The sequence below is a fragment of the Trinickia fusca genome, assembly GCF_003628145.1.
In the GTDB taxonomy this organism is placed as follows: domain Bacteria; phylum Pseudomonadota; class Gammaproteobacteria; order Burkholderiales; family Burkholderiaceae; genus Trinickia; species Trinickia fusca.
Genome location: NZ_RBZV01000001.1, coordinates 195,849 through 221,953, shown reverse-complemented (window position 1 = coordinate 221,953; position 26,105 = coordinate 195,849). Strand labels below are relative to the sequence as shown.

The 26,105-nt window shown below is 66.1% G+C and carries 18 protein-coding genes; 9 read left to right on the top strand and 9 right to left on the bottom strand.

Annotated elements, in window-relative coordinates:
* Nucleotides 1-202: 202 nt before the first annotated feature.
* The 5 genes from D7S89_RS00995 to D7S89_RS00975 all read left to right on the top strand — a co-directional run bounded on the left by D7S89_RS00995 (nt 203) and on the right by D7S89_RS00975 (nt 9,265).
* The gene (locus D7S89_RS00995) at nt 203-1,534 is read left to right on the top strand and encodes an MdtA/MuxA family multidrug efflux RND transporter periplasmic adaptor subunit (protein WP_121274871.1); all 1,332 of its coding nucleotides are present in this window, start codon (nt 203-205) and stop codon (nt 1,532-1,534) included.
* 18 nt (nt 1,535-1,552) lie between these two features.
* A complete protein-coding gene (locus D7S89_RS00990; protein WP_121274870.1) occupies nt 1,553-4,693 on the top strand; it encodes an MdtB/MuxB family multidrug efflux RND transporter permease subunit in 3,141 nt (1,046 codons plus the stop codon).
* A 132-nt stretch (nt 4,694-4,825) separates the two neighbouring features.
* Nucleotides 4,826-8,122, top strand: a complete 3,297-nt coding sequence (locus D7S89_RS00985) for an efflux RND transporter permease subunit (protein ID WP_121274869.1) — start codon at nt 4,826-4,828, stop codon at nt 8,120-8,122.
* A 257-nt stretch (nt 8,123-8,379) separates the two neighbouring features.
* Complete coding sequence (locus tag D7S89_RS00980; protein ID WP_121274868.1) at nt 8,380-8,733, top strand: hypothetical protein; 354 nt, start codon at nt 8,380-8,382, stop codon at nt 8,731-8,733.
* A gap of 1 nt (nt 8,734) precedes the next feature.
* The gene (locus D7S89_RS00975) at nt 8,735-9,265 is read left to right on the top strand and encodes a hypothetical protein (RefSeq protein WP_121274867.1); all 531 of its coding nucleotides are present in this window, start codon (nt 8,735-8,737) and stop codon (nt 9,263-9,265) included.
* 48 nt (nt 9,266-9,313) lie between these two features.
* Here the strand turns inward: D7S89_RS00975 and speB are convergent, their stop codons facing one another.
* The 3 genes from speB to D7S89_RS00960 all read right to left on the bottom strand — a co-directional run bounded on the left by speB (nt 9,314) and on the right by D7S89_RS00960 (nt 12,464).
* Nucleotides 9,314-10,276 (bottom strand): agmatinase, encoded by a 963-nt coding sequence (gene speB / locus D7S89_RS00970; RefSeq protein WP_121274866.1) that lies wholly within the window; start codon nt 10,274-10,276, stop codon nt 9,314-9,316.
* Between the two features lie 140 nt (nt 10,277-10,416).
* Nucleotides 10,417-10,980, bottom strand: coding sequence for a peroxiredoxin (locus D7S89_RS00965; protein ID WP_121274865.1), 564 nt, complete (start codon nt 10,978-10,980; stop codon nt 10,417-10,419).
* 179 nt (nt 10,981-11,159) lie between these two features.
* A complete protein-coding gene (locus D7S89_RS00960) occupies nt 11,160-12,464 on the bottom strand; it encodes an EAL and HDOD domain-containing protein (RefSeq protein ID WP_121274864.1) in 1,305 nt (434 codons plus the stop codon).
* 390 nt (nt 12,465-12,854) lie between these two features.
* Between D7S89_RS00960 and D7S89_RS00955 the strand changes: the two genes are divergently transcribed.
* The 4 genes from D7S89_RS00955 (at nt 12,855) to dsdC (ending at nt 18,898) form a co-directional block, all read left to right on the top strand.
* Nucleotides 12,855-14,684: a putative bifunctional diguanylate cyclase/phosphodiesterase gene (locus D7S89_RS00955; RefSeq protein ID WP_121274863.1), complete on the top strand. Its 1,830-nt coding sequence runs from the start codon at nt 12,855-12,857 to the stop codon at nt 14,682-14,684.
* A gap of 88 nt (nt 14,685-14,772) precedes the next feature.
* Nucleotides 14,773-16,227: an HDOD domain-containing protein gene (locus D7S89_RS00950; protein WP_121274862.1), complete on the top strand. Its 1,455-nt coding sequence runs from the start codon at nt 14,773-14,775 to the stop codon at nt 16,225-16,227.
* 233 nt (nt 16,228-16,460) lie between these two features.
* Nucleotides 16,461-17,813 carry a D-serine ammonia-lyase gene (dsdA, locus tag D7S89_RS00945; protein WP_121274861.1) on the top strand — a complete coding sequence of 451 codons (1,353 nt, stop codon included), beginning with the start codon at nt 16,461-16,463 and terminating at the stop codon, nt 17,811-17,813.
* Between the two features lie 104 nt (nt 17,814-17,917).
* Nucleotides 17,918-18,898, top strand: a complete 981-nt coding sequence (gene dsdC, locus D7S89_RS00940; protein WP_121274860.1) for a DNA-binding transcriptional regulator DsdC — start codon at nt 17,918-17,920, stop codon at nt 18,896-18,898.
* An 18-nt stretch (nt 18,899-18,916) separates the two neighbouring features.
* Here dsdC and D7S89_RS00935 read toward each other — a convergent pair whose 3' ends face one another.
* The 6 genes from D7S89_RS00935 to astD all read right to left on the bottom strand — a co-directional run bounded on the left by D7S89_RS00935 (nt 18,917) and on the right by astD (nt 26,103).
* Nucleotides 18,917-20,278 (bottom strand): EAL and HDOD domain-containing protein, encoded by a 1,362-nt coding sequence (locus D7S89_RS00935; RefSeq protein ID WP_245982574.1) that lies wholly within the window; start codon nt 20,276-20,278, stop codon nt 18,917-18,919.
* Between the two features lie 238 nt (nt 20,279-20,516).
* Nucleotides 20,517-21,308, bottom strand: a complete 792-nt coding sequence (locus tag D7S89_RS00930; RefSeq protein WP_121274859.1) for an ABC transporter substrate-binding protein — start codon at nt 21,306-21,308, stop codon at nt 20,517-20,519.
* 319 nt (nt 21,309-21,627) lie between these two features.
* A complete protein-coding gene (locus tag D7S89_RS00925; protein ID WP_121274858.1) occupies nt 21,628-22,047 on the bottom strand; it encodes an Hsp20/alpha crystallin family protein in 420 nt (139 codons plus the stop codon).
* 181 nt (nt 22,048-22,228) lie between these two features.
* Nucleotides 22,229-23,296: a succinylglutamate desuccinylase gene (astE, locus tag D7S89_RS00920; protein ID WP_121274857.1), complete on the bottom strand. Its 1,068-nt coding sequence runs from the start codon at nt 23,294-23,296 to the stop codon at nt 22,229-22,231.
* Complete coding sequence (gene astB / locus D7S89_RS00915) at nt 23,280-24,620, bottom strand: N-succinylarginine dihydrolase (protein ID WP_121274856.1); 1,341 nt, start codon at nt 24,618-24,620, stop codon at nt 23,280-23,282. The genes astE and astB overlap by 17 nt, the downstream gene beginning before the upstream one ends.
* A 19-nt stretch (nt 24,621-24,639) precedes the next feature.
* Nucleotides 24,640-26,103 carry a succinylglutamate-semialdehyde dehydrogenase gene (gene astD, locus D7S89_RS00910; protein ID WP_121274855.1) on the bottom strand — a complete coding sequence of 488 codons (1,464 nt, stop codon included), beginning with the start codon at nt 26,101-26,103 and terminating at the stop codon, nt 24,640-24,642.
* Between the last annotated feature and the right edge of the window lie 2 nt (nt 26,104-26,105).

Below are 26,105 nucleotides of genomic sequence, written 5' to 3'. Positions count from 1 at the left end.
TCGCCACGAGCGGGCGACGTAGCATCATGCATCGACGTCGCTTGCCGCGCGGGCCGCGTCACGCCGGTGCGCTGCGCAGTCGCGTAAAGTGGCCCCTCGCGGTACGCTTCATCATCCGCAGCGCACCGCCGCGTCCGAGCCCCTCGGCCGGTACTCACCGCCCGCCTGCAGCGCTTTTGCTCCTTCCATTGAAGTAGAACAGATGGCCGATCAAGAAGACCTCACCGAATCGCAACGCGCCCATTCGCCCGTCCCGCCGCCGCGCCCCGACCTCACGCGTGCGGGTGGCCCGCGCCGCAAGCTGGGCGTCCCGATCGCCGTGGCGCTGATCGCCGCGCTCGCGCTGGTCGTGTGGCATCCGTGGAGCGGCACGAGCCCGGGCGCAAGCAACGGCCCGGCCAGCACGAGTCACGCGGGCCGCGGAGCCGGCGCGACGGGGGCCTTGCCGCAACCCGTGCACGTGGCGACCGCCTCGCTCGGCGACATGCCGATCGTGCTGACGGCGCTCGGCACCGTCACCCCGCTCGCCACCGTGACGGTCAAGACACAGCTCGCGGGTACGCTACAGAACGTCGCTTTCCGGGAAGGCCAGATGGTCAAGCAAGGCGACCTGCTCGCGCAGATCGACCCGCGTCCCTATCAGATCTCGCTCGAAAACGCCCAAGGCGCGCTCGCCAAGGACACGGCGCTGCTGCAAACGGCGCGGCTCGATCTGCGGCGTTATCAGACACTGCTCGCGCAGGACTCGATCGCAAGCCAGCAGGTCGACACGCAAGCGTCGCTCGTCAAGCAGTACGAAGGCCAGGTCCAGTCGGATCATGCCAGCGTCGACACCTACAAGCTCGACCTCACCTATGCGCGCATCACGGCGCCGGTGTCGGGCCGCGTCGGGCTGCGGCAGGTCGATCCCGGCAACTACGTGACGCCCTCCGACGCGAACGGCATCGTCGTGATCACGCAGTTGCAGCCGATCAGCGTGGTCTTCACGACCTCCGAGGACAACCTGCCCGCGATCATGAAGCGCATGCACGGGGGCGCGAAGCTCTCGACCACCGCGTACGACCGCAACAACACGATGCCGCTCGAGAGCGGCTACCTCGACACCGTCGACAACCAGATCGACACGTCGACCGGGACGATCAAGCTGCGCGCGCTGTTTTCGAACGACGAAACGCTGCTGTTTCCGAACCAGTTCGTCAATGCGCGGCTGCTCGTCGACACGCTGCATCAAGCCGTCATCGTGCCGACCTCGGCCGTGCTGAACGGCGCATCGGGGCCATTCGTCTACATCGTGAAGCCCGATCAGACCGTCACGGTACGGCAGGTGAAAGTCGGCCCCGTCGACGGCGAGCGCACGAGCATCGCCTCGGGGCTCGCGGCCGGTGATCGCGTCGTGATCGACGGCTCTGACCGTCTGCGCGAAGGCGCGAAGATCACGATCCCCAGCGATCAGGGAGCCGGCCAGCACGCGCATGCGGCATCGGGCGCGGGCGGCGCATCGTCCGCGCATGCCAAGTCTGGCAAGTCGCACTAACCGACGGTCGCGCTTCGCATGAATCCTTCCCGCGCTTTCATCCTGCGCCCGGTCGGCACCGCGCTGCTCATGGCGGCGATCCTGCTCGTCGGGCTCGTCGCGTTGCGCTTTCTGCCGATCTCGGCGCTGCCCGAAGTCGACTATCCGACGATCCAGGTCCAGACCTTCTACCCGGGCGCCAGCCCCGAGGTCATGACCTCGTCGGTGACGGCCCCGCTCGAGCGGCAGTTCGGCCAGATGCCCTCGCTCAATCAAATGGCCTCGCAGAGCTCGGCGGGCGCCTCGGTCATCACGCTGCAGTTTTCCCTGGATTTGCCGCTCGACGTGGCCGAGCAGGAAGTGCAGGCGGCCATCAACGCAGCCGGCAACCTGCTACCGGCCGACCTGCCCGCGCCGCCGATCTACGCGAAGGTCAACCCGGCCGACGCGCCGATCATCACGCTCGCGATCACGTCGAAGACGATGCCGCTGACCGACGTGCAGAACGTCGCCGACACGCGGCTCGCGGAAAAGATCTCGCAGGTCGCGGGCGTCGGCCTCGTGAGCCTGTCCGGCGGCCAACGGCCCGCCGTGCGCATTCAGGCGAACCCGCGCGCGCTCGCCTCTTACGGCCTGAACCTCGACGACCTGCGCACGACGATCGCGAACCTGAACGTGAACACGCCCAAGGGCAACTTCGACGGCCCCACGCGCAACTACACGATCAACGCGAACGATCAGCTGACCGATGCCAGCGCCTATCAGAGCGCCGTCGTCGCCTATAAGAACGGCCGGCCCGTCATGTTGACCGACGTCGCGAAGATCGTCGACGGCGCCGAGAACACCAAGCTCGGCGCCTGGGTCGGCACGCCGCAAGGCATGACGCAGGCGATTTTGCTGAACGTGCAGCGCCAGCCCGGTGCGAACGTGATCCAGGTCGTCGACGACGTGAAGAAGCTGCTGCCGCAATTGCAGGCCTCGCTGCCGGCTTCGCTCGACGTGTCGATCGTCACCGACCGCACGACGACGATCCGCGCCTCCGTGCGCGACGTGCAGTTCGAGCTCGCGATGTCGGTGGTGCTCGTCGTGCTCGTGATGTACCTGTTCCTCGCCAACATCTACGCGACGATCATCCCGAGCCTGTCCGTGCCGCTCTCGCTGGTGGGCACGCTGGCCGTCATGTACCTGTGCGGCTTCTCGCTCGACAACCTCTCGCTGATGGCGCTGACGATCGCGACCGGCTTCGTCGTCGACGACGCCATCGTGATGATCGAGAACATCGCGCGCTACGTCGAGGAAGGCGACAGCGCGCTCGAGGCCGCGCTCAAGGGCTCGAAGCAGATCGGCTTCACGATCATCTCGCTGACCGTGTCGCTGATCGCCGTGCTGATTCCGCTGCTGTTCATGGGCGACGTGGTGGGCCGGCTCTTTCACGAATTCGCGATCACGCTGGCCGTGACGATCGTGATCTCGGCCGTCGTCTCGCTGACGCTCGTGCCGATGATGTGCGCGAAGCTGTTGCACCACACACCGCCGCCCGAGAGCCACCGTTTCGAAGCGAAAGCCCACGCGGCCATCGACGCGATCATCGCGCGCTATGCACGCGCGCTCGAATGGGTGCTCGCGCGCGAGCGCGCCACGCTCGTCGTCGCGGTGCTCACGCTCGTGCTGACCGGCGTGCTGTATGCCTTCATCCCCAAAGGCTTCTTCCCCGTACAGGACACCGGCGTGATCCAGGCCATCACGCAGGCGCCGCAATCGATCTCGTACGGCGCGATGGCCGAGCAGCAGCAGGCGCTGGCCCAAGTGATCCTGCGCAATCCGAACGTCGTGAGCCTGACCTCGTTCATCGGCGTCGACGGCTCCAACGTCACGCTCAACAGCGGCCGCATGCTGATCAACCTGAAGTCGCACAGCGAGCGCAGCGAAAATGCGAGCGAGATCATCCGCGACATCGAGGCCGACGCGGCCAAGGTAGCGGGCATCTCGCTGTACATGCAACCCGTGCAGGATCTCTCGATCGATTCGACGGTGAGCCCGACGCAATATCAGTTCATGCTGACCGACCCGAACCCGGCCGAATTCGCGACCTGGGTGCCGCGCCTCGTCGAGCGTCTGAAGGCCGCGCCGGAACTGGCCGACGTGGCAACCGATCTGCAGGAGAACGGGCAATCGGTCTACATCGAGATCGACCGCGCCACGGCCTCGCGCTTCGGCATCACGCCAGCCACCGTCGACAACGCGCTGTACGACGCGTTCGGCCAGCGCATCATCTCGACGATCTTCACGCAGTCGAACCAGTACCGCGTGATTCTCGAGTCCGATCCGCAGTTGCAGCACTACACCGATGCGCTCAAGACGATCTATCTGCCTTCGTCGACGGCCGCCGGCGGACAAGTGCCGCTCTCGTCGATCGCGACGTTCGTCGAACGCCCTGCCCCGCTGCTCGTCTCACACCTCGGGCAATTCCCCGCGACGACGATCTCGTTCAACCTGGCGCCGGGCGCGTCGCTGGGCGCCGCCGTCGATGCCATCCACCAGGCGCAGCAGGACATCGGTTTGCCCGCCTCGTTCCAGACGCGCTTCCAGGGTGCCGCGCTCGCGTTCCAGGCATCGCTCTCGAACGAGCTGTTCCTGATTCTCGCCGCGGTCGTCACGATGTACATCGTGCTCGGCGTGCTGTACGAGAGCTTCATCCATCCGATCACGATCCTCTCGACGCTGCCCTCGGCCGGCGTCGGCGCGCTGCTCGCACTGATGGTCTCGGGGCACGACCTCGACATCGTCGGCATCATCGGCATCGTGCTGTTGATCGGCATCGTGAAAAAGAACGCGATCATGATGATCGACTTCGCACTCGAAGCCGAACGCGAGCAAGGCAAGAGCCCGCGCGAGGCCATCTATCAGGCGTGCCTGCTGCGCTTCCGGCCGATCCTCATGACGACGATGGCCGCGCTGCTCGGCGCACTGCCGCTGATGCTGGGCACCGGCGTGGGCTCCGAGCTGCGCCATCCGCTCGGCATCGCGATCGCGGGGGGGCTGGCCGTCAGTCAGTTGCTGACGCTGTTCACGACGCCCGTCATCTACCTGGGCTTCGATTCGCTCGCGCGGCGCATGCGCGAACGCTTCGGCCACGGCTCGAGCGGTGCGCGCCCGGGTGCGACGGACGCGGGAGTGTGAGATGACTGCCCCCACGCTCACATTCGTTCGCTGTCGACCGGAGTTGGCGCTTCAGCGCTTACTCCGGTCCCATGCAAAGCTCCCCCCGAGGGGGCCGTTGCCTCCCTTGAGGCGGCCCGGCGGGGGGCAGCGATGAATCTATCGCGCCCGTTCATCTCGCGCCCCGTCGCGACGACGCTGCTCGCGATCGGCATCGCGCTGGCCGGTTTGTTCGCGTTCGGCAAACTGCCGGTCGCGCCGTTGCCGCAGGTCGACTTTCCAACCATCTCGGTCCAGGCCCAACTGCCGGGCGCCAGCCCCGACACCGTTGCCACGAGCGTCGCGAGCCCGCTCGAGCGCCACCTCGGACAGATCGCCGACGTCACCGAGATGACCTCGCAAAGCTCGGTCGGCTCCACGCGCATCACGCTGCAGTTCGGCCTCAATCGCGACATCGACGGCGCCGCGCGCGACGTGCAGTCCGCCATTAATGCCGCGCGCGCCGATCTGCCGACGAGCCTGCGCAGCAATCCCACGTATCACAAGGTCAACCCGGCCGATGCGCCGATCCTGATTCTGGCGCTGACGTCGCCGACGATGCCGGCGGGCCAACTCTACGACGCCGCCTCGACCGTGCTGCAGCAAGCGCTGTCCCAAGTGGATGGCGTCGGCGAAGTCGACGTGAGCGGCTCGGCCAATCCGGCCGTACGCATCGAGCTCGAGCCGCAGGCGCTGTTCCACTACGGCATCGGCCTCGAGGACGTGCGCGCGGCGCTCGCGTCGGCCAACGCGAACAGCCCCAAGGGCGCGATCGAGTTCGGCCCGCAGCACGTGCAGATCTACACGAACGATCAAGCCTCGCACGCCGAGCAATACAAGGACCTCATCGTCGCGTACCGCAACGGCGCGGCCGTCAAGCTGTCGGACGTGGCCGAGGTCGTGGATTCGGTCGAGGACCTGCGCAACCTCGGCATGATGAACGGCCAGCGCTCGGTGCTCGTGATTCTGTACCGGCAGCCCGGCGCCAACATCGTGGCTACCGTCGATCGCGTGATCGGCATGATTCCGCAGCTGAAAGCCTCGCTGCCCGCCGCCATCGACGTGACGCCCGTAGCCGATCGCTCGACGACGATCCGCGCCTCGCTGAAGGACACCGAGCGCACGCTGCTGATCGCGGTCGCGCTCGTCGTGACCGTCGTGTTCGTGTTCCTGCGCAACTGGCGCGCGACGTTGATCCCGAGCGTGGCCGTGCCGATCTCGATCATCGGCACGTTCGGTGCGATGTACCTGCTGGGCTTTTCGATCGACAACCTCTCGCTGATGGCGCTGATCATCGCGACAGGCTTCGTCGTCGACGATGCGATCGTCGTGCTCGAGAACATTTCGCGGCACATCGAGGAAGGCGTGCCGCGCATGCGGGCGGCCTATCTGGGCGCGCGCGAAGTCGGCTTCACCGTGCTGTCGATCAGCGTCTCGCTCGTCGCCGTGTTCCTGCCGATCCTGCTGATGGGCGGCATCGTCGGGCGGCTGTTCCGGGAATTCGCGCTGACGTTGTCGCTGGCGATCGCCGTCTCGCTGGCCGTGTCGCTGACGGTCACGCCGATGATGTGCTCGCGGCTCTTGCGCGAGGCGCACGACAAGCAAGAGGAAGGCCCGCTCGCGCACTGGCTCGAGCGCGCCTTCACGCGACTGCAGAACGGCTATGCGCGCACGCTCGACACGGCGCTCTCGCATCCGCGGCTCGTCGTGGCGATCCTGCTGGCGACGATCGGCCTGAACGGCTACCTCTATGTGGTCGTGCCGAAGGGCTTCTTCCCGCAACAGGACACGGGCCGGCTGATCGGCGGCATCCAGGCCGATCAGAGCACGTCGTTCCAGTCGATGAAGGTCAAGTTCGCCGAGATGATGCGCATCGTCCAGGCCAACCCGGCCGTGCGCAGCGTGACGGGCTTCACCGGCGGACGGCAGACGAACTCGGGCTTCATGTTCATCGAGCTCAAGCCCAAGAGCGAACGCAAGGCGTCGGCCGACCGGGTCATCGCGCAGCTGCGCAAGCCGCTGTCGAACGTGGCCGGCGCGCAGACATTCCTGCAGGCGGTGCAGGACATCCGCGTCGGCGGGCGGCAGTCGAACGCCCAATATCAGTTCACGATGCTGGCCGATTCGACGCCCGAGCTGTACACGTGGGGGCCCAAGCTCACCGAGGCGCTCAAGCATCGGCCCGAGCTCGCCGACGTGAACTCCGATCAACAGCAAGGCGGACTCGAATCGCTCGTGACGATCGACCGCCAGAGCGCGGCACGGCTCAAGATTACGCCATCGCAGATCGACAACACGTTGTACGACGCATTCGGCCAGCGCCAGGTCTCGACGATCTACAACCCGCTGAACCAATACCACGTCGTGATGGAGGTCGCGCCGCGCTACTGGCAAAGCCCCGACATGCTGAACCAGATCTACGTCAGCACGGCGGGCGGCACCGCCGGCGGCAGCAGTTCGACGAACGCCGTAGCGGGCACCGTCACGCCCGCTACGACGACCGCCACGAGCCAGAGTGGCGCGAACGCGAACGCCGCGTCGATCGCCACCGACACTGCGCGCAACCTGGCGAACAACTCGATCGCCGCGAGCGGCCGATCGAGCGCGTCGACGGGCTCGGCCGTCTCCACGGCACAAGAGACGATGATTCCGCTATCGGTCATCGCCTCGTTCGCGCCCGGCAATACGCCGCTGTCGGTCAACCACCAAGGCCCGTTCGCGGCCTCGACGATCTCGTTCAATCTGCCGCCGGGCAAGTCGCTCTCGGATGCAACGCGCGCGATCCGCGAGACGATGGCCGCGCTCGGCGTGCCGGCGACGATCCACGGCAGCTTCTCGGGCACGGCGCAGGCGTTCCAGGAGTCGACCTCGAACATGCCGCTGCTGATCCTCGCGGCGCTCGCGGCCGTCTACATCGTGCTCGGCATCCTCTACGAGAGCTACATCCATCCGATCACGATCCTCTCGACGCTGCCCTCGGCCGGCGTCGGCGCCCTGCTCGCGCTGCTGATGTTCAAGACGGAGTTCAGCATCATCGCGATGATCGGCGTGATCCTTCTGATCGGGATCGTCAAGAAGAACGCGATCATGATGATCGACTTCGCGATCGAGGCGTCGCGCGAGGGCCTGTCGTCGTACGACGCCATCCATCGCGCGTGCCTGCTGCGGTTTCGTCCGATCATGATGACGACCTGCGCGGCGCTGCTCGGCGCGCTGCCGCTCGCGTTCGGCAGCGGCGAAGGGGCCGAGCTGCGCTCGCCGCTCGGTATCTCGATCGTCGGCGGACTCATCGTGAGCCAGATGCTCACGCTCTATACGACGCCGGTCGTCTACCTCTATATGGACCGCCTGCGCTTGCGCTGGCAAAACCGCCGCGGCCGCGCCGAGCCGTTCGCTAGCGGTCCGGCTTGACTCGGCTGCCACCGCGGCCCCGCGGCACGCTCGTGCGCCGCAACATTCGATGACGATTCGTCAGACCCTACATCGAACGTTGCGGCACCCACGAGCCGACGCACCGGCGCGCATGTCGCCTGTCGAGCCCACGAAACCACCGGAAACAATTGTGAACAGCCGCGTTATGGCATTGACGCACCACATGGCCTAGCCTTCGAATAGGCGCTGTCGGCTGTCGCGGCGCAAGTAGCTTCCGCATCGAAGGAGAGTCGATCTTGCGCTCAATCAACGCCCGCCTTGTACTGTGCGCCGTCGTGCTCGCGTCGCTGAGCGGCACGGCACAAGCCGCGCGCTGGCGCGTCGGGGTGTACGTGGGCCCGCCCTACCCTTACTACCCGGTGCCCGTCGCACCCGTTCCGTACTACTACGCACCGTATCCCGCTTATCCGCCGCCCGTCCTCGTCGCGCCGGATGACCCGGACGCTTACGTCGAGCGCGGGCAGGACACGCCATCCGCGTCACCAGGCACGTGGTGGTATTGCGATGCGTCGAAGGCGTACTACCCGTACGTCAAGCAATGCCGTGGCGGCTGGCGTGCCGTGCCGGCCAGCCCACCACCGGAGCAGTGAAATGAACCTGCCTCTCGCTCCACTCATTACGCGGCGCGCGAAGTGCCTCGTGCTGGCGGCCTTGGCCACGCTCAGCGCGTGCACCGTGATGCCACCGACGTCACCCAGCGTGATGGCGCTGCCCGGCACCGGCAAGTCGTTCGATCAGTTTCGTGCCGACGACTACGATTGCCGCCAATACGCGTACGCCCAGGTCGGCGGCGTGAGCGCCAATCAGGCGGCAACGGCGAGCGGCATAGGCAGCGCCGCCCTCGGCACGGCGGTCGGCGCAGCGGCTGGCGCCGCCTTCGGTGGCGGACACGGAGCGGCCGTCGGCGCCGGCGCGGGCCTGCTGGCCGGCAGCGCGATGGGTGTCGGCGCCGCACAAGGTTCGGCCTACGAAGTGCAGCGACGCTACGACTACGCCTACGTGCAGTGCATGTATGCGGCGGGCAACCGCGTGCCGATACCGCCCGGCATGGTCAATGCGGCGCCGCGCTATGCGGTGCCGCCGCCCCCTCCCCCCCCGTCGGCTCCGCCGCCACGGTATTGACGCTCGCGGTCGCGGGTGAGGCCGCGCCGCGCGGCGCGGGATAGAACCTCAGGCCCGCTCCGCGCGCGCCAACTTGCGCGCACGCATCAAGCACAGGATATCGGCCGCGACGTGAGCGGCCGCCAGCGCCGTCACCTCGCTGTGATCGTACGGCGGCGAGACTTCGACGACATCGGCGCCGATCAGGTCCACCGCCGTCAGCGAACGCACGATCTCGAGCGCCTGCGCGGAGCTGAGGCCACCGGGCACCGGCGTACCCGTTCCCGGGGCGAACGCAGGATCGAGGCAATCGATGTCGAATGTCAGATAGGCAGGCGCATCGCCGACGATGGTCTTCACCTCGTCGACCACGGCCTGCACGCCGCAGCGATGCACCCACGGCGCATCGAGTACGCGCACGCCGAGAAAATCGTCATTCCATGTGCGGATGCCGATCTGCACGGACTTGGTCGGATCGACGAGCCCTTCGCGGATCGCCTTGTAGAACATCGTGCCGTGATTGAGCGAGTGCGGATTGTCGTCGGGCCACGTATCGCAGTGCGCATCGAAGTGAATCAGCGCGAGCGGCTTGCCGTAGCGTTCGGCGTGCGCCACGAGCAGCGGATACGTGATGTAGTGATCGCCGCCGAACGTCAGCATGCGCACGCCCGCGCCGACGATGGTGCGAGCATGCGCGACGATCGCCTCATGGATGCCACGCGCATCGTGCGCATCGAAGCAGCAATCGCCATAGTCGACGACGTTCAGGTCTGCGAACGGATCGATGCCCCACGGGAACACCTTGAGCTCGGCGAGCTGGACCGAGGCCGCTCGCATCGCGGCCGGGCCAAAGCGCGCGCCCGGACGAAACGTCGTGGCCAGATCGAGCGGGACGCCCGAGACGGCCACGTCGACGCCGGCCAGCTCGCGCGTATAGGGCCGGCGCATGAACGAAAGCACGCCCGCGTAGGTGGGAATGAACGACGGGGTACCGGCGGCGTGCGAGGGGGAATGCGAAGCGCTTTGCGACATGACGGAGGATCGATGACAGATGCGGCGCCGCCGACCAACCGATCAGGCTCGCACGCGGCAACCCGCGCCGCGTGCGCCCATCCGCGGCGCAATGCCCCCGAGGCTATCACAACGGAGACCCGCCGCGGGGGCACACCGCTCTACTGCACGGGGTGCTTGGCGGCCCACGCCTTGACCGCGTTCAGCGTGTTCTCGACATGCTTGTCGGGCGACAGGCTCGTGTATTCGTAGAGGATCGTGCCATCGGGCGCAATCACGTAGGACACGCGATTGGCAATCGATTTCTTGAACGGTATGCCGGCATCGTAGGCGTCGATGACGCGGTGATCCTGATCTGCCGCCACGGGAAATTTGCTGCGGCATTCGCTGACCGAAAAGCGTGTGAGCGTGGCGATGTCGTCGTGCGAGACGCCGATCACCGTCGCACCGTACTTCTTGTATTCATCCACGGCGTCGGCGAATTCGTGCGCCTCGATCGTGCAGCCCGTCGTAAACGCCGCCGGGTAGAAGTACAGCACGACCGGGCCTTTCTTGAGCGCATCGGCCAGCGAATACGTGTAGGTCTTGCCGCCCAGCGATGCTTGCGTCGTGAAATCGGGCGCCTTGTCGCCGGGCTTGAGCACGGCTAGCGCGTCGAACGAACATACGGCCAATACGGCGCCGACGATCGTTGCCAGCGCCATGCCACGGATGCCTCGCTTCATTTCGTTTCCTCGGTTCGAGTTCGGCGAGCATGAGTTGGCGCCTGGCCCAAGTCATACAGGGCGTCTGCGGTGCCCCCGCGAGCGTCGCGTCGCCGGACACGCCCGAGGGTGAGTGTCGTGCGATGCGGGTCACGCCGCACGACAGTCACCCTATTGAACCACGGACGTCGAAGCTTTGCTCAGGCGTTGCCGTGCGCCGCGAACCATGCGGCAGCCGACAGATTGATGTCGGCCAGCACGGCCGGCGTCAGCGCCGCGAATTCGCCATGGGTGAGGCCGGCCGTGCGCGCCGCACGTTCGCCATCGCCCTCCTCCGCCGCTTCGGCCACCGTCAGCAATGCGCCGAGCGGGCCCGCGCCATGCATGATCGCGTCGCCGATCTCGGCGACGAGCCCCAGCTTCCACAGGGCGTCGGCAGGCGCTGCGTCACCGAGCAGCACGTGCACGAGCGAAAGAATGCCCGTCATGAAGGCTGCATCGACGAAGCGCTCGTCGCCGGGCCGCAAACGGCTCGCGGCGAGTTCCATGAAACGCGACCGCGTGCCCGCCAACTGCACGAGCGGATCGGAGCGCCACGGCAGTCCGCCATTCGACGCGTAGAGCAGCAACTGCGCCCAGCGCGCGATCTGGCGCGTGCCCGTTGCCATGATCGCCTCGCGCACCGATGCAATGCGCCGTTCGAGCCCATAGGCACTCGAGTTCACGAGCCGCAGCAGCTGCATGACGACGCTTGGACTGCGCTTGAGCTCGGTCTCGAGTTCGGCCAGCGACGCGTCGCCCGCGATCAGCGCGAGCACGCGCAGCAGCGACTCGCGCGACGGATCGCGGCGGCGCGCGCTCAGCACCTGCGGACGCGCGAAGAAATAGCCTTGGAAAAAATCGAAGCCGAGCTCGTGCGCGAGCGCATAGTCTTCGCGCGTCTCGACCTTCTCGGCCAAGAGCGTCTTGCCGCGTGCATGGACAGCTTGCGCGAGTGCCGGCAGACGCGCCCGGTCGACCAGCAAGAAATCGACCTTGACGATATCGATGTGCGGCAGCACCCGCGCGAGCTCGTCCGACAGCTCGCCAACGTCGTCGAGCGCGATGCGAAATCCGGCGCGACGCAGCTTGGCGATGCGCTCGATGACGGGCGCATCGAGCGTGACCGTCTCGAGCACTTCGAGCACGAAACGCTCGGGCGACAACAGCATCACGATGTCGTCGCACAACAGGTCACGGCCCACGTTGACGTAGCCGCGATGCGGGCCCAGCGCGGCGCTCACGCCGATGCCGCCGACCGTATGCGCGACGACCTGCGCGGTGGCCAGCGCATCGTCGTCCACCTGGGCCCAATTGTCACTGCTCGTCCGGAACAGCAGCTCGTACGCATCGAGCGCGCCATTGCGCGCCAGAATCGGCTGCCGGCCCAGATACACGTATTCGGACTCGTGCCCGGTGCGCGCCGTGCGTTGCTGATCCGGCTGCGCGGTCAGGATTTCGGCCATAGCTTGAGTCCCACTCAGTTCTAACAAAACAAGCGCGCGGCCGCTCGTACCCGCCGCGCACATCCGATGCGCCGGTCCCGCCCACCGCCCGTTCGTGGGCGGTGCAGCGCGGCCGCATCCGTATTCCGCCTTGCCAGCCGATAGCAGGCGGTTTGCGCGGCATTTTCTCAAAAACAACGTCCGCTGCACCTTCGGGCCAATCCCGAGTCTCTTTTTGTGGACTGAAAGCCACGCTTGCCTAAAGAATTCCGGCGCGCGGCCGATAACCCATCCTGATGGGAGGTATGGCGACGAGCGCCTGCGCGAGAAGCACCCCTCCCGCCGAGCGGACCCGGTATGAGAGCAAGCCAGGGGCCCGATCGAGACTCAGACAGTCGCCTGCGAGAACGAATGGAAGCAAAAACACTGAGCGCGCCGCGCCGCAGTACGTGGCGCGCGGCTATCGACCTGTTGCGCGGCCGCACGCATGCGGCGCGCACGGCCGCAGCCGAAGCGAACGCCCGGCAAAGCGCCGCGTTCGCGGCGCGGCTCGAACGTACCGTCGGCGCGGTCGACTTTCTGGCCCACGTCGACGAGGACCAGTGCTTTCTGTACGTCTCGGAAGCCAGTCTGCGCTTCATCGGCTGTCGCCGCGAGTACCTGCAGGCCATCACGTTGCACGAGCTCGTCTCGGCCGCCGATGCGGCCCAGCTCGATGCCTTGATCGCGCGCGCATCGGCGTCGGGCTGCGTCGAAAAGGCGACGCTGCATCTGATGAAGTCCCTGACCTATCCGATCGCCGTCGAGCTGCGCCTCGTGCGCAGCGTGCACGACGGCAAGCCGGGCTTCGCCGTCTCCGCATTCGACGTGTCGGCCTGGCGCGCGGCCGAGGAGCGCCTCGTCTACGAACTGCACAACGACCGCATGACGGGCCTGCCGAACGGCACCGCACTGACGGCGGCCGCCAGGCTCGCGCAAGAGTATGCCGACACGACCGGCAGCGGCGCCGCCCTGCTGCTCGTCGACCTCGACGACTATCAGCGCGTGAACCGCGCGCTCGGCTACGATGCCGGCGATGCACTGCTGCGCGACACCGCCATGCGGCTGCAAGCGCTCGTTTCGCCCGATGAAACGCTCGCGCGCGTGACCAGCGACGAATTCGCGATCCTGCTGCGCGCCGATACGCGCGAACAGGCAGCCTCGGCCGCCGAGGCGCTCGGGCGCCGCTTCATGACGGCCGTCCAGCAGCCCTACTCGTTCAACGGCCAGCCCGTGCACCTGTCGGCCAGTGTCGGCATCGCGTTGCATCCCGACCCGAGCCACGGCGGCACGGGGGCCTGCTACCACGAGCAATTGCTGCGCCGCGCCGACCACGCGCTCGCCCAGGCCAAGGCTGCCGGCAGCAACACGCTCGCGTTCCACACGGCGCATGCCGACCCGGCCGATGCCGAACGCCTCAAGCTCGAGGCCGACCTCTACGACGGCGTGCGCAACGGCGAATTCTCGCTGCACTTCCAGCCGATCACGAGCAGCCAGACCCGCGGCGTCGTCGGTGTCGAGGCCCTGATCCGTTGGCAGCATCCCGTGCACGGGCTCGTGCCGCCATCGAGGTTCGTCCCGCTTGCCGAATCGATCGGCCTCATCAACTACCTCGGCAACTGGGTGCTCAAGATCGCCTGCATGCAGCTCGTGCAATGGGATGCGCAGGGCATCGCGCTACAGTACGTGGCCGTCAACGTCTCGCCGCAGCAGTTCCGCGACCCGCGCTTCACGCAGAACGTGCAGGAAGCGCTCGCGCTGACGGGCCTGCCCGCGCGCCGCCTCGTGCTCGAGATCACCGAAAGCCTGCTGATGCAGGACCCTGCGCATGCGACGGCGCTGCTCGAGGAGATGACGGCGCTCGGCATCCGCTTCGCCGTCGACGACTTTGGTACCGGGTATTCCAGCTTGGCATACTTGCAACGCTTTCCGCTCGCCAAGCTGAAGATCGACCGCAGTTTTGTCGAGAACCTGCTAACCTCACGCAACGATCAAGCGATCGTGTCCGCGGTCGTCGGACTCGCACAGACGCTCGATCTCGAGCTCGTCGCCGAAGGCGTCGAGACGGAGGCCCAGCGCGAGATGCTGACGGCAATGGGCTGCGATCACATCCAGGGCTGGCTGGTCTGCAAGGCACTGCCGTCCGAGGAGCTGGCACAACGCTTCGAAGCCCGCGTGCTGCATCTGCACGAGGCGGCATGAGCGGGACAGGATGCGAGGGAACGGGTACTGGCCGCGATGCGGCACCCACACAATGCAATGACACGCGTATGGTTTGGACGGGATTCACATGGTAAAGGCGGCGCAGCTCGATAAGCTGTGGGCGCGAATGAGCGAGCGCGGCGACTTCCCGATGCTGTCGCAATCGCTGCGCACCACGATGGCCGCGGTGACCAACGACGATCTCGACTTCACGGCGCTCGTGAAAGTCGTGCTGTCGGACTTCGCCCTCACTCAGAAGGTGCTGCGGCTCGCCAACTCGGCCATGTACATGGCCTTCGGCGGCAACATCACGACCGTCACGCGCGCGCTGATGGTGCTCGGCATGGATGCCGTCGGCCATCTCGTCGTCGGCTTGAAGCTCGTCGATCACTTTCATCACAGCGCGCCGCATCGCATCGACGCCAAACTCGAGCTGAACCGCGCGATGCTCTCGGGCAGCGTGGCCCGCAAGCTCACCGAACACGGCGACCTGCGCGCCGGCGAGGAAGCCGTGGTCTGCACGCTGATGCGTCAGGTCGGCAAGCTGCTCGTCGTGTTCTATCTCGAAGCCGAATGGGATCAGATTCGCCGCAAGGCGGCCGAGGGCACGCTGGACGAAAGCGAAGCCAGTACGGCCGTGCTGGGCGTGAGCTTCGAGGAGATCGGGCTCGAGGCTGCCTCGCGCTGGCGCTTGCCGGACATGATCCGCGCGGGCATGAGCAAGTACGAGCCCGACGCCGACGAATCGAGCCAAGTGCAATGGCTGCAGGCGACCACGAACTTTTCGACCGAAGTCGCCGACATCCTGACGATGGCCGACCTGCCCGAACAGGCCTGCGAAGCCAAGATCGCCGGGCTGGCGCAGCGTTATAGCCATGCGCTCGCGATCGAACCCGAGATACTCGCGCAAATGAGCGTCGCGCTCGCACGCGAGGAAGCCGGCGAAGGCGTGATGCGCGAGATCGTCGAACTGCGCGCGAGCGCCGACGCGATCGCGCGTGCAGCCGTGAACGCCGAGGTGCGCATCGCGGCGGGCCTCGAGGATCTGCGTGCGCTACCTTCGGAAAATGCGCTGGCCCCCGTGCTGGCATTGGCGTCCGAAACCGTGCTGGCCGGGCTCAACTTCGCGCATACGGTGATGTTCGTGCGTCAGGCCTCGGGCGTCTTCAAGGCACGCCTGGGCTTTGGACGCGACATCGAGCACCTGCTGTCGACGCTGCGCTTCAACGAGGCGTTCGAGCCCGACGTGTTCCACCTCGCCATCACGAACTCGGTCGGCATCTTCATCGAGAATGCGCACGATCCGAAAATGGTCGCGCGTCTGCCGGCGTGGTTCCGTCAGGCGTTCGACGATACGCGCTCGTTCGTGCTGCTGCCGGTCGTCGCCAACCAATCGACGGTCGCCCTGCTCTACGGCGACTGGTCTGCCACGCAGGAGCCGCGCAAGATTTCGCAGACGGAAATGAGCGCGCTGAACGAGCTCGCGCGCGAGCTGGGTCGGTTCTTCGCTCACGCGCCGGCACGCGAACTCGAGACGCTCTAAGGCTGCCGGTACGCATCCCGTTCTACGCAAAGGCCGTCTGCAGGCTACTGACGAACCCCACGTTTTTTCGTGAACGTGGGGTTTCGTTTTTTTGACGGTTGATTTGGCATCATCCATCTGCTGACGATTCATCCTTTGTCACGGCCGACATTCGCTTGTCCAATCTCGAGTGTCGTTGTGCGCCTATGACGCCCAATCGGCGCAGCCACGGTACTGAAATGAGGAAGCGAATCATGATTGCAGGAAAATCCATCGCGCAGTGGCAGGAAAGCCACCCGCTCATTCGAGACCTGGTCGCACTGAGAGAAACGGCCTGGTTCAATCCGGCCGTGCGGCCCGCGGAAGAGGCCTTGCCCGATGTAGGCTTGACGAAGCAGGATGTCGAGGACGCCAGTGCCAGGCTTGCACGGTTTGCCCCCTACCTCGCGCGCGTCTTTCCGCAAACCAGGGCGGCAGGCGGAATCATCGAGTCGCCGCTGCGGCCCGGATCTCGCCTGCGGGACGCGCTGAGCGAGCGGTACCGGTTGGCGCTGCCGGGTCAGCTATGGCTCAAGCTCGACAGCCATCTGCCGATTTCCGGCTCGATCAAGGCGCGTGGCGGCATCTACGAGGTGCTCAAACATGCCGAAGATCTCGCGTTCGCGCATGGACTGCTCGACGAGGACGACGATTATTCGAAGCTCGACAGCGAAGCGTTCCGCGCCTTCTTCGGCGATTACCGGATCGCCGTCGGGTCCACCGGCAATCTGGGACTGTCGATCGGCATCATGGGCGCCACACTCGGGTTCCAGGTGACCGTGCACATGTCGGCGGATGCCAGGCAATGGAAGAAGGACAAGTTGCGCTCACACGGCGTGACCGTGGTCGAGCATGCGTCGGATTACAGCGCGGCAGTCACCGAGGGGCGCAGGCAAGCGGCACAGGATCGAGCGTGCCACTTCGTCGACGATGAAAACTCCACGAATTTGTTCCTCGGGTACGCAGTCGCCGCTGAGCGGCTCAAACCGCAACTGGCCGCTGCCGGGGTCGTCGTGGATACCGAGCATCCGCTGTTCGTCTATCTGCCCTGCGGCGTCGGCGGTGGCCCCGGTGGCGTGGCGTTCGGTCTGAAGCTGGCATTCGGGGACGCGGTTCACTGCATCTTTGCGGAGCCGACGCATTCGCCTTGCATGCTGCTCGGCGTCTACACCGGACTGCACGACGAAGTATCGGTCCAGGATCTCGGGATAGATAACGTCACGGCGGCCGACGGACTGGCCGTGGGACGGCCCTCCGGTTTTGTCGGCAAGGCCATGCAGCGGCTCGTCGACGGTTACTACACCGTCAGCGATGGTGAACTCTTTGCGTTGCTCGCGCTGCTCGAGCGAGAAGAAGGCATTCGTCTCGAGCCCTCGGCTCTTGCCGGCGTACCCGGCATGGCACGCGTCCTGGCGCAGGATCAGGAAGCCTACCGGCTGCGCATGCAAATGGACCCGGCTCTCCAGGCCAAGGCGACCCACCTCGCGTGGGCGACAGGCGGCAGCATGGTGCCGGAAGAGGAAATGGCCCAGTACCTTTCCAAAGGTCGACGGATCTTGCAGACTTGAGCCGCGTTGTCGCCAGCCGATTCCCAAGGCTGGCTACGCCGCAACACCATGGTCGTGGCGATGCGTCAACGACATTACCGCCGACGAAGGGGGAGCGGACAAACGTGTACAACCTGCCGCCACGGATTGCCCATCGGCTGGACAGCAGCCAATTCGCCAACCTCCATACGTTTCTCGTCGTCGCCCGCTACCTGAGCTTCCAGCAGGCGGCGCAAGCGCTATGCCTGACCGCCAGCGCGGTCAGCCATCGCATCAAGCGCCTCGAGAAAGCGTTGGATATGCGTCTGTTCCAACGGCTCACCCGGAAGATTTCCCTGACGCCCGAAGGCGAGCGCATTTTCCGCATCCTGCATGCAACGATGAGCGAACTCGCCGAGGCGCTGGAGCCCACCCCAGGCGAGCTCGTCGAGGGGCGGATTACGGTCTACGCGCGGCCCTCGGTCGCTCAATGCTGGCTGGTGCCGCAACTGGCAGACTTTGCTACGAAGTACCCGGGCCTATCCGTCGATCTGCGAGTCGGCAACGACAATATCGACTTCCGTACGCAGCATATCGACTTGGCGATCGACTACGCGAATGGCGAATTTCCGGGCCTGGTGAGCCACAAGCTCATGGACGAGTGCATGGCCCCCGTCTGTAGCCCGGAGTATGCGGAGCGACATGGGCTGCATGATCACCCCGAAAACATCGTCACCTGCACGCTGCTGCACGATTCACTCGCGTGGAATCATGCCGCCCATGACGCGGAATGGACACTTTGGGCGAGTCGGACGCTCCCCGACGTCGCGTTGCCGGAACGCAATTTCACGTTCGACCAATCGGACCTGTGCGTCATTGCCGCCGAGAACCATGTCGGGATCGCGATTGGGCGGCAACGGTTGGTGCAAAAGCAGATCGATCGCGGGGAGCTGGTTTTGCCGTTCGGAGGCTTTTCCCAGCCCTGCCCGTACAGCTACTACCTGGTGCATCCTCCCATGCCTGCCATCCCATTGCGAACGTCCGTCTTTATCGCCTGGCTGCAGGAAAGAGAGGCCGCTCAAAGAACCGGGGAGCCGCTGACGGCCCGCGGGCCGTCTTTCGTTTGATCCTCGGTTGCTCTTGCTCTATTCCTCGAAGTGGTCGAGCCCGGCGTGCTCGTCGCTCTGGTCCGACGAGCTGGCCCATGCCGCCGCCGTGATCGCGAGCTCGGTGAGGTCAGCCGAGCTCAAAGGCTCGAGCATCGCCGCGGCCCGATCCACCGCGGCCCAGTCGCCGCGCTCGAGCGCTTCGACCGCGTTCAGCAGCGTGCCGAGCGTGCCTTCGCGATGCAGGATCGCCGCGTGAATGTGACTCGACAGCGACAGCGCATCGAGCGTGTTTTCGAGCGTATCGCCGAACACCACCCCGACCAGCGAGAACACACCGGTCAGGAACGCCCCGTCGACCGTCTTGCGGGTCGCTTGCGCGAGGCGCGCCACAGCCAATTCGATGAAGCGCGCACGCGTGGCGGCCAGTTGCACGAGCGGATCGTCCTCGAGCCGCACCTTGCGGCCGTCGGCGTACAGCAGCAACTGGGTCCAGCGCGCAATGCGATTGGTACCCGTCGCGTTGATCGCCTCGCGCAGCGTCGCGACCTTGCGGCCGATGCTGCCCTCGCCCGAGTTCGCGAGCCGCATCAGGTGCATGACGAGCACCGGGTTCAGCTTGAGCTCGGCTTCGAGCTGCGCGACGCTGGGGTCGGCCGACAGCAGCCGCAGCAGGTTCAGCAATGCCTGGCGCGGTGCACTGGCGCGGCGTGTCGTCTGCTTGTGCGGCGACGCGAAGAAGTAGCCTTGAAACAGATCGAAGCCCAACTCGCGCGCCTCGTCGAATTGCTCCGGCGCATCGACGTTCAACGCGATCAACAGCTTGCCTGCCGACTTCAGCGCAGCTGCCAGCTTGGGCAATAGCCCGGGCGGCACACGCGCGACGTCGATCTTGACCGCATGCACGTACGGCAACAGCTTCGCGAACGTCTCATTGGGCTGCGTCACATGATCGAGCACGAAGCGATGGCGCTTCGCGTGCAGTCCGACCAGACGCGCGATCAGCGCCGGGTCCACTTCGATGTCGGGCGGCAGCTCGAACTGATAGCGATCGGGGGAGATGCGCGTGAACGCATCGGAAAACAGCAGTGCGCGGCTTGCATTCAGATAGCCTCGATGGCCAGCGAGCGCGGCATAGACCCCTCTTGCGCCGAGCGCATCCAACACGCGTGCGGCAGCCTCGTCGGACAGCCGCAGCTCATCGCGCGCGTCGGTGGCCGGTGCCGCGGGTGTGGCGGCCGCCTCTTCGTCTGCGCGCAAAACGAGCTCGAAGCCGCACAGCAAGCCTTCCGCGTCGAGCAGCGGTTGCCGCGTCGGATACATGACAGTCGCATGCGCCGGGGAGACGGCTGGCTCGGCAGGCGCGGTGGCGCGCCTCACCTCGTCGTTCGTCATCTCCATCCAGCCCCCTTTCATTTGTATGAATATTGTTCGTTGCTGAGGCGAAGGTCTCGCTCGCCCGGGATCTTTCAATCAGGGCGGATTATACGATGGGGGCGGTAACGGACGATATCGAGCAAATGCGCTAAAAAAATCGGGCGCCGCAGGTTCTTCGAACCGCGTGCGCCCGCCTGGACCAGATACCTGTTGCGGCCGACGCGCGCATCGCGCGCCACCCGCTTGCCAAGCCACTTTTCGCTTACTTCAGGACAACCTTCACGTCGAAGTACTTGGCGGCGATCTTGTCGAGCGTGCCGTCGGCCTTCAGATCCTTGAGCGCGCGATCGAGCGTGTCCTTGAGTTGCTTATCGCCCTTGCGCAAGCCGTAGCCCGTACCCGAGCCAAGCAGCTTTTCGTCGACGACCGCCGGGCCCGCGAACGCGAAGTTCGCCCCCTGCGGGCGCTTCAGGAAACCCTTCATCGCGGCTTCGGAATCCTGGAAAGTGCCATCGAGGCGGCCGCTGACGAGGTCGGCATAGGCGAGGTCCTGCGACTGGTAGGAAACGACGTCGACACCGGCCGGCGCCCACTTCGCCTTCGCATAGGTTTCCTGGATCGTGCCTTGCAGCACGCCCACGTGCTTGCCCTTCAGCGACGCGGCCGTCGGCAGCAGGCCACTGCCCTTCTTCGCGATCAGCTGGGTGGGGATCGTATAGATCGGGTCGGTGAAATCGATGGCTTGCTTACGCTGCTCGGTGATCGACATGTCCGAGTTGATGGCGTCGAACTTGCGAGCCTGCAGGGCCGGGATCAGGCCGTCGAAGTCGTTCTGGACCCACACGCATTTGACCTTCAGCTTGGCGCAGACGGCATTGCCGACGTCGATGTCGAATCCTTGCAGTTCACCCGAAGCCGACTTCGATTCGAACGGCGCATACGAGGCTTCGAGGCCGAAATGCAGTTCCTTCAGTTCCGCCGCAGACACGCTGCCCGCCACCGCCGCTGCTGCAACAAGCGCGAGCGACACGTTCTTTCGCAAGTTCAGTTTCATCAAGTAGATCCTAGACAGAGTTGATACAAAGGGCAGAACCCGGTGTCCATCGTCACCGGGCAAAAAATGCCGTTCAAACGCCTGCGGCAGCCTTGATGCATTGCACAAGCCGCACGCCGGTCGAGCATTGTAAAGCCCTTGAGCGCTCGTGTTGGCGCGCGTGCGCCGCACGCGGCTATGCAGCACGCGCGACCACACGGCAACGAAGATGCAATTCGATGTCGCTCGGAGGCAAGTGCCGGTATCGGCAGACGGACAATCAGTGGGGAGCAGGATGGTCAGGCAAGGGGCGGCCGAGCGCCCTCGGCAGGCTCGCGGCTCAATCGATTTGCAACGGCTTGCGCGAGGCCGTCGTCTTTTTCGGTAGCGTCAGCGTCAGCACGCCGTCGAGGTATTTTGCGGTCGCTAGCGCGTCGTCGATGTCGCAGGTCAGCGAGAACGAACGGCTCAGCTGGCCCGAATAGCGTTCGCTGCGAATCACGCGCTCGCCTTCCTTCAGCGCTTTGCTGCGCTCTGCCTTCGCGCTGATCGAGACGACGTTGCCGTCGATCTTCACGTCGATATCCTTCTTGTCGACGCCCGGCAGCTCGGCCCTGACCGTAAAAGCGCTATCGCTTTCGGTCACGTCGATCTTCACATCGGCGAACGGCGTCAACAAGCGCATCGGGCTGAAGAGGCCTTGAAACAGGTCGGGAATCGATTCGACCGAGAACGGGTCGTGACGTGTCAAATTGCTCATCGCAGTCGCTCCTGCAAAGTGACCGTGGTCCGAGGACCGCAGCAGAACGATGTGCGCTCAATGTGCGCAAGTCGCATGAACGGTCACTTCCACTGTATGCCACCGTGGCGAGCTGTGCTTGGGAAGCGCCGCACGCCAAGGGCCATGCCGGCCCTTTCGCGTGCGGCGCATCGACACGGGATCAGGACGCGAGCGCGTCCAGCGTCTCCCGTGTCGTATCGACGACGAGCAGGCCTGCGCGCAGGCCCGGTTTGACGGTCGGGTTCGGGAACACGAGGCGCTCCTCCTCGTGCTGCACCGCATAGCGATAATCGCCGTCGCGCGCGAGCAGCGTGCCCTTCGGGAACGGCGTGAAGTTGGCCACATCGGCAGCGACGTACAACTCGAACGCGTCGCTTTGCTTCGTGATCTGATCGACGACGGTGAACACGAGCGGCATCGAGGCTGCGCCGCCCGCCTCGGTGCCGCTGACGATCGCGCGCACGGCGCGATCGGCCGCCGCAAAGCGCGTGAGGTCGTTCTGCCCGAACGGACGCACCTTGCCGAGCTCGAGCGTGCACGCCTGCGCACCGAACGATTCGGCCGTGAAGTGCGTATACGTGTTGCCCTTGGCCGTGTGCAGCAGCACCGCGGCGATGCGTGCCTGCGCGAGCCATGCGAACATGGCGCGCGACGGCGGCGTGCCCGTATGCGGCAGCAACGCGAACTGCTCGAACACGGAGGCGCGAATGGCCGTGTGCATGTCGATGTGCCAGCGCGCGGATTGATCGCCCGGCGCCGCTTCGAAAAAGCGTGCGGCGCAAGCTTCGAGCGCGCCAGCGCGTGGCGCCTCCCGGCTGGCCGCGAGTTGCCGATGGCGGCCGCAGAACAACCGGTTCATGTCGTCGTCGAGGTAGCGCTCGCCCGAGCGCATCGCCGCGATGTTGCCGAGCACGACGAGCAACCGGCATGCGAGCGGCAACGCGCCGCACGCGAGATCGGCCACCAGTTGCGAGAGCAGCTCGATCGGCGCCGTCTCGTCGCCGTGGACACCGGCCGACACGAGCACGCTGGGCAGCGTCGGTGACCCCGGCGCAGTCCGCGGCTCGAGCAACAGCACCCCTTCGTCGAGCCACGCATAGCGCACAGACGCGCCATCGCGCCCACACGTGCCGCTTTGCTCGCTCGTGTCGGGCCGCCCACCGGCCAGCGTAAACGCGAGGAAATCGCCGAGCAGCGGCGGCACGGCAGGCTTAGCGCTGGAAGTCATAGAGCGAGCCCAGGCCGAGGATTTGCGTGAGCTCGTCGAGCGCTGTCCGCGATTCCACGAGCAGGGTCGGGTCGGCCAGATCGGCCGGCGCGAGGCGGTCGCGGTAGTGCTTGCCGATCCACGCGTCGAGCCGTGTGAACAGCGCGTCGTCGATCCATACCCCCGGCGCCGTCGCGGCGCGCTCGGCTTCGGTCAACACCACGCGCAGGCGCAGGCAGGCGGGGCCGCCACCGTTCTTCATGCTCTCGCGCAGATCGAATACGAGCACGTCGGCGATCGGGCCGGCACCGCTGATGAGGTCGTCGAGATAGGCCGACACACGCGGGTTCTCACGGCACTCCTGCGGCACGACGAGCACCTCGGTGCCGTCAGCACGCGTGAGCAGCTGGCTGTTGAACAGATACGAGGACACCGCATCGGCCACGCTCACGCGCGCATCGGGCACCTCGATCACGTTCAGCTCGGCACCCGTTTTCGCGAGCCGCTCGCGCAGGCGGTCGTAGACGGCGCTTTGCTCCACGAAGGCGCGCTCGTGGCAAAACAGCGTTTGACGATTGCCGACCGCGATCACATCGTTGTGGAACACGCCCGCATCGATGACGTCGGGGCGCTGCTGTGCGTAGACGGTCGCTTCCTCGTGCAGGCCGTGGCGCTGCGCGACGGCGCGGCTCGCCTCGAACGTCTGGCGCGCCGGATAGCGCACGGGCTCGGGGCCGCGGCGGTACTCGCTGCGCCCGTACACGAAGAACTCGACGCCACGCTCGCCATAGGCCGAGCAAAAGCGCGTGTGGTTCGCGGCACCTTCGTCGCCGAGCGCCGGCGTGCCCGGCAATGCCTCGTGCACGGCGAAGCGCGCCTCGTCGGCGAAGATCGCGGACAGCGTGCGGCGCGTCGCCTCGTGTTCGATCGCGCGATGCAGCTTGCTCGTCAGGTTGGCCGGCGTAAAGTGCACGCGGCCGTCCTGCGTGTCGGCCGATGGGCTCACCGTCGCCGCGTTGGCGGTCCACATCGCCGAAGCCGAGCTCGCCGCCGCGAGCAGCTCAGGGGCTTCCTTAGCCGCACGTTCGAGCACGCGCGCGTCGTTGCCCGAGAAGCCGAGCTCGCGCAAGAGGCGCAGCGACGGCCGCTCTTGCGGCGGCAACACGCCTTGCAGAAAACCGAGATCGGCCAGCTGCTTCATCTTGCGCAGGCCTTGCTTGGCCGCGGCGAGCGGGTTCGCGGCCGATTTCTCGTTCGCCAGCGACGCCACGTTACCGAACGACAGTCCCGCGTAGTTGTGCGTCGGACCTACGAGTCCGTCGAAATTGGCTTCCCGTGCTTGCATCGTCGTCCCTACTCGATTCTTAGAATTGAAGACCCGGCGAAACGCTCGCGGGCATTTGAAGTTGCGTGCTTTCTACCGAGGCCATCGGATAGGCGCAGTAATCGGCCGCGTAGAACGCGCTGGGCCGATGATTGCCCGAGCGGCCCGTGCCGCCGAACGGCGCCGCCGACGATGCGCCGTTGGTCGGCCGGTTCCAGTTCACGATGCCGGCGCGAATCGTGCGGTTGAAGTGCGTCCAGGCCGCTTCGTCGTCGGCGATGAGGCCGGCCGACAGACCGTAGGCGGTGTCGTTGGCGCGCGCGATCGCTTCATCCAGGCCCGTGTAACGGATGATCTGCGCGAGCGGGCCGAAGTGCTCCTCGTCCGGCAGCTCGCGCACCTCGGTGACATCGAGAATCGCGGGGCTCACGAAGCCGAGCGCGGGGTCGCGTTGCTCCATCGTCAACAGTGCGCGCCCACCGGCATCCAGCAAGCGCTGCTGGGCGGCCACGAGGCGCGACGCCGCGCGTGCCGAGATCACCGCCCCCATGAACGGCTGCGGATCGGCGTTGTAGACGCCATAGGCGATACGCGAAGTGACCTCGGTGAAGCGCTCGAGAAAGCGCTCGCCGAACGCGCCGTGCGGGACGAAGATGCGGCGCGCGCACGTGCAGCGCTGACCGGCCGACAGGTACGCCGACTGGATCGTGTGATGCACGGCCGCATCGAGATCCTCGACTTCGCCGATCACGAGCGGATTGTTGCCGCCCATCTCCAGCGCCAGCACGATCTCGGGCCGGCCGCCGAACTGCTTGTGCAGCAGCGTGCCCGTATCGGAGCTGCCCGTGAAGAACAGGCCATCGATCTGACGATGATTGGCGAGCGCCACGCCGGTGTCCTTCTCGCCTTGCACGAGATTGAGCACGCCGGCCGGCAGGCCCGCATCGCGCCAGATCTGCACGGTCATGCGCGCGACCTCGGGCGCAAGCTCCGACGGCTTGAACACGACCGCGTTCCCGGCGATCAGCGCAGGCACGATGTGGCCGTTCGGCAAATGCCCTGGGAAGTTGTAAGGACCGAACACGGCCACGACGCCGTGCGGACGATGCCGCAGCACCGCGACGCCGTCGGCCATCGACGTGCGCTTCTCGCCCGTGCGCTCCTGATAGGCCGTGATCGAGATCTCGACCTTGGCCGCCATGGTGGCCGCCTCCGTGCGCGCTTCCCACAACGGCTTGCCGGTTTCGCGGCCGATCGCGTCGGCCAGCGCTTCCTTGCGCTCGCCCAGCAGCGCGGCGAAGCGCCGCACGATCTCGCAACGCGCCTCGAACGACAGCGCCGACCACGTCGCGAACGCCCGGCGCGCGCTCGTCACGGCGCGATCGACGTCGTCGGCCGACGCGCTGTTGCCCTGCCAGACGATGTCGTTCGTGCCCGGGTTACGCGACGCGAAGGCGGGGCCGCTCGCCGCACACCACTCGCCGTCGATGAAAAGTTCGTTCATGT